Consider the following 4345-nt stretch of genomic DNA (forward strand, 5'->3'; position numbering starts at 1 on the left):
TGATTACCGTCAAACGAGGCTCTCAAAACACTTATGGTCATACCGTGGAAGTCAATGGGCCCCTGTCGAGTGATGTATCGCCCCGATGATCCCCTCAAATGTGGAGCAAGGGTGTGGATTGAGACTATCTCTGATTTTAAAGTTATTTGATTTGGTAACAGCTTACCTGACTAGACATCTACCTGATTAGACTAGGAAACGCTATACTCCAGAGAAACATCCTCACTGGTATGGAAAATACCAATTAAAGGATTAGGGAAGTCGAAAGGGTATGGGTGATCGGATGAAACGCTTTTATTTATATTCAAGTTTGTTGATTGCTAGCTTCTTCCTACTATTGCTTGGGGAGGAGGGATTAGCACTTATTGTCAAAACCAATCGTCGATTGTCAGGTTTTTCCGTAGATAGCCGCAACTATATTTATCTGGAAAGTGCTAGAAACCATGTCACAAAGGTTCCTACTGCCAAAATCCAAATTATCGATGTAGCCACTAACGCTTGTGTCAAGAAGGGTTGTCTAGAAACTAACTATAACTACTCGGATTCCAATCTCACTCCTAAAGACGCTGAAGATAGCTTACTAAGGAAAACCCAAAGAATAAGACGGAGCTTAGGACTCAATCAACTAAAAGTAGGACTAAAACTGCCAATTATTGAGCGTTCCATTGAACCTAATGGCACTGAGACGGTTAAGGTCTTGGTGGATAAAGAAAAAGACCCACTAGAGATTCGTTTAGAACAAATTTATATTCCCTCGGTTTTATCTGGAGGAATGTCTGATATAGACCGGGCTTCAATGCAGCTAGTCATGAATTACAATTATCGCCAACTGACCCTAGGTAAACTGAACAATTACCGTGAAGCTATCAGGAAATATTCCATCAGAGAAGTTCGTTTATCCCCCAATAGACAGAACATAGTTGTACTGATCAATCTCCACCAAGCCACCTATAACGCTGACTTTCAGACAACCTTTGTTCAGAGTTTTCCCATCTAAACTACGTAGCATTCAGCCGTCAGCTGTCAGCCGTGAGCTTTTAGCTCACGCTTCGCGAACAGCTCAAAATAAACCTTCCGTAGCGTGGGCAAACATGATAATTTAAAGGTGGGCTTGACCCATTAAGAATTAAATTCGCCACGGGTCGCACCTAATAGTTCGAGATTAATCAGAATTTAAAGTCTGGGGAAAAGCCCTTGGCCACGCTACTTGAGATGCTTTGTGGCACAGGCTTTGGCCTTGGCCTTTCGGCCACGCTACGCGAATGGCCACGCTGTGCGAACGACGCTGAGACTTTCCCCATAAGCTGTTCGCGTAGCGTGCGCGTAGCGCATAAGCTGATAGCTGATAGCTGATAGCTGAAGGCTTGCCTTTTGCCTTCTAACAGCTCAGCGGTGAAGCGTACCATCAGGCATAATTGCCCCACTGATAAAGGTATTGCTCAAGTCAACATCACTCAGGTCTACCCCAGCTAGTTTAGCATCCTTAAGTTGTGCCCCATGGAGATTAGCACCACTTAGAGTGGCCTTGGTTAAGTCAGCACCAATTAAATTTGCCCCTAACAGGTCAGCACCTGTCAAATTAGCCCCTGCTAAGTTTGCCTGACTCAGGTTTGCCCCCCAAAGGTCAGCTTGACTGAGATTAGCCCCACTTAGGTCAGCTTGACTAAGGTCAACTCCTCCTAAGTTGACTCCACTCAAATCTTTCCCTGACAGGGAAGCAACAGGCACAATGCAATATGCTCCCAACTTACTAGGGTCAAACCCTTCCGGAAATTGAGTAGTTTGGTTATAGAGCGATCGCTCAAATTTAGCATCTTCGAGATTAGCACAGCGCAGATCTGCACCAAGCAAATTTACCTTACTCAAGTTAGCTCCCCCGAGATCAGTCCCACTTAACTCTTGATCTGAAAATGATACACCGGGGGCAATTAAGTAGGCTCCGTGTTGGCTGGGGTCAAACCCTTCCGGAAATCGAGTGGCTTCATCGTAGAGCGCTCCGAGCAAATTGACTCCTTCGAGATTAACCGAGAAAAGATCTGCCCCGAACAGGCTGACTTTGCTCAAATCTGCCCTACTCAAGTCAGCTCCTCTGAGGTCAGCCCTCTGAAGATTTAGCCCAAACAGAGACACATCCGGAGCAATGAGATATGCGCCATGGGCTGTGGGGTCAAAATCTTCAGGAAATTGAGTCTGTTGGTTATAAATTGCTCCTTTGAGGTTAACCCCTTCGAGATTAGTGGCCGACAGATCTACTCCAAACAAGTTAACTCTCCTTAAATCTGCTCCCCTGAAATCCGCGCCACTAATTAGGCTCAACCATAAGTCCGCTCCCCGCAAATCCGCTTCCTGTAGATCGGCTTCTCGTAGATCCGCTTCCCAGAATTGAACTCCTCTTAAATTGGCTTTCCTTAAATTAGCTCTAAGCAAAGATATACCAAAAAAGTGACCCTGACTCAGGTCAACTTGGGATAAGTCTGCTTCGCTTAAGTCCACGCCACTGAGGTTTGACTGACTCAGGTTAGCCATTGGTAGAGATACACCAGGAGCAATTAAATGTGCTCCTGCCTTCACTGGGTCAAAATCTTCAGGAAACTGAGTGGTTTCGTCGTAGAGTATACCGCTCAGGGTTGCATTTAGAAGCTTAGCACCCTTCAGGTTTGCCCCCATCAGATTGGAGCGGCTCAAATTAGCTCCTGTTAGGTCAACATCCTGTAAGTCAGCCCCAATCAAGCAAGCACGGGTTAGATTAGCTTGTTTGAGATCAGCGCCTTTGAGGTTAGTTTTCCACAGGTCAGCTCTAGTCAAATTCGCACCGCTTAAATTGGTATCACTGAGATCTACCCCACTCAATTTAGCTTCTGTTAGTAAAGCCTCAGGGGCAATTAAATAAGCTCCTGCCTTGGTAGGGTCGAAATTTGGCGGAAACTGAGTGGAAAAATTGTATAGTGTAGTATGGAGGTTAGTTAAGTGTAGAATAGCTTCGCTCAAGTCTGCCTGACCCAGATTAGCACCACATAGAACAGCTTGACTTAAGTCGGCTTCCCTCAAATTAGCTCCCCAGAGATCAGCGCTACTGAGATTAGTGCCAGTAAGAATTGCTTGACTCAGGTCGGCTCGCCATAAAACTACCCGTTCCAGATTTACCTGGCTGAGGTTGACTTGACTTAAGTCAGCTCCACTAAAATCTCTTTCCCCAAGAGAATATTGTGACTGAATGTCCTCAGTATTCATATTGTTTACGATAGTTTAAATTTAAAAATATTCCAAATTAATTATTAGATAATACCTCCTGTTCCCAATTCCAAATTACATAGCCTTTATCGATATGAGTAATTACTATTTTATCCAGCTGATCAGCTACCTTAGACAAGATAGCGATCAGTTGTTCTTGGGTTTTTTCTAATCGTAAAAAACTGTAGTATTGACCATCAACGTTAATGGCTAATAAGCGTCTGCTTAAATGAGGTACGTTAATCCAGCAGATTTGGTAATCCTGACGGGATTTAATAATATGACTGGAGGATAATTCCAAATCCTGAAGGAGAGCAAGAGCAGGAACAGGGGAAGCTCCGAGTTGAACTGAATTATTGTTTTGGGATTCAGGGTAAAACTTGAGTTGGTTGGCATTTACAGCCATCCCTCTAGTTTGAGCTACTCTATTCCGTTTAAACTGAATAACTTTATTGGTTGCAACAACACCATAGGGTTGTTCAACAGCAAACGATTGAGTGTTAGGAGGAGTTAGTGCTCGACCTCTGACCCAATCATCGGTCTGGGTAAGAGCTATTGCTGAAACATCTGGTTGGTATTCTGGAACATCTGGTTCATCCTCTGGTTCGGATTCGGCTTGGTTGAGGGATTGGATCTGCTGGAGGAGTTGTCTGTTGTTTTCTCTGACTGATGCTTGGTATTTTTGCCATTGCCTTCCCACTTCAACAGTGCCAAGACCAGCTAACACACTCACTAGGATGGCAACGCCAAGATAAGGAATTGCTAAATCCTTATGGTCTTCATGGAAGATAGGTTTAAGTTCGACGTTGAAAAACGGTTTAACTTCAACAACGATTGGTTTTGATTTGTTGAAAACAAACGGTAAGGTCAAACTAGAAAATATCGTGCTGGAGATAACTACAGCTGGTAGTAAGAGATTAATTAAGGGGTAATTGGTCATCTTTAACCGCTGCAAGCAAGAAATTGGGTAAAGCGATGCAGAGGTGCGACCCGTGGCGAATTTAATTACGGGTCAAGCGCACCTAAGCGGTCTTGGGAGAAACCCCTACTCGCGCTTTGCATCAATAAGTGATCTGTTAAATTGCGGTAGTCTTGCTGCTTACTGAAGAGGGCG

General features: G+C 44.3%; 4 protein-coding genes and 1 pseudogene. 2 read left to right on the plus strand and 3 right to left on the minus strand.

Annotated features, from left to right (window positions below; translation table 11 throughout):
• Together F6K20_RS26150 and F6K20_RS26155 are read left to right on the plus strand one after the other, a co-directional pair.
• Nucleotides 1-150, plus strand: a pseudogene (locus tag F6K20_RS26150) (DNA-binding protein); the annotation flags it as partial.
• A 133-nt stretch (nucleotides 151-283) separates the two neighbouring features.
• Nucleotides 284-997 (plus strand): DUF2259 domain-containing protein, encoded by a 714-nt coding sequence (locus tag F6K20_RS26155; RefSeq protein WP_044492821.1) that lies wholly within the window; start codon nucleotides 284-286, stop codon nucleotides 995-997.
• Between the two features lie 169 nt (nucleotides 998-1166).
• Here F6K20_RS26155 and F6K20_RS26160 read toward each other — a convergent pair whose 3' ends face one another.
• Genes F6K20_RS26160 through F6K20_RS26170 form a run of 3 tightly spaced genes read right to left on the minus strand, consistent with a single transcriptional unit; the run spans nucleotide 1167 to nucleotide 4171 of the window.
• On the minus strand, nucleotides 1167-1406 hold the full coding sequence (locus tag F6K20_RS26160) for a hypothetical protein (protein ID WP_287249356.1): 240 nt from the start codon (nucleotides 1404-1406) through the stop codon (nucleotides 1167-1169).
• On the minus strand, nucleotides 1387-3231 hold the full coding sequence (locus tag F6K20_RS26165; protein WP_008182955.1) for a pentapeptide repeat-containing protein: 1845 nt from the start codon (nucleotides 3229-3231) through the stop codon (nucleotides 1387-1389). The genes F6K20_RS26160 and F6K20_RS26165 overlap by 20 nt, the downstream gene beginning before the upstream one ends.
• Before the next feature lie 37 nt (nucleotides 3232-3268).
• A complete protein-coding gene (locus tag F6K20_RS26170; protein ID WP_008182953.1) occupies nucleotides 3269-4171 on the minus strand; it encodes a hypothetical protein in 903 nt (300 codons plus the stop codon).
• Nucleotides 4172-4345 lie beyond the last annotated feature (174 nt).

This window comes from Moorena sp. SIO2C4, assembly GCF_010672485.1.
Taxonomy (GTDB): domain Bacteria; phylum Cyanobacteriota; class Cyanobacteriia; order Cyanobacteriales; family Coleofasciculaceae; genus Moorena; species Moorena producens.

Excerpts from the sequence above, each read along its gene's own strand:
- F6K20_RS26155 (WP_044492821.1), top strand. The coding sequence starts at position 284 with ATGAAACGCTTTTATTTATATTCAAGTTTGTTGATTGCTAGCTTCTTC.
- F6K20_RS26160 (WP_287249356.1), bottom strand. The coding sequence starts at position 1,406 with ATGGTACGCTTCACCGCTGAGCTGTTAGAAGGCAAAAGGCAAGCCTTC.
- F6K20_RS26165 (WP_008182955.1), bottom strand. The coding sequence starts at position 3,231 with ATGAATACTGAGGACATTCAGTCACAATATTCTCTTGGGGAAAGAGAT.
- F6K20_RS26170 (WP_008182953.1), bottom strand. The coding sequence starts at position 4,171 with ATGACCAATTACCCCTTAATTAATCTCTTACTACCAGCTGTAGTTATC.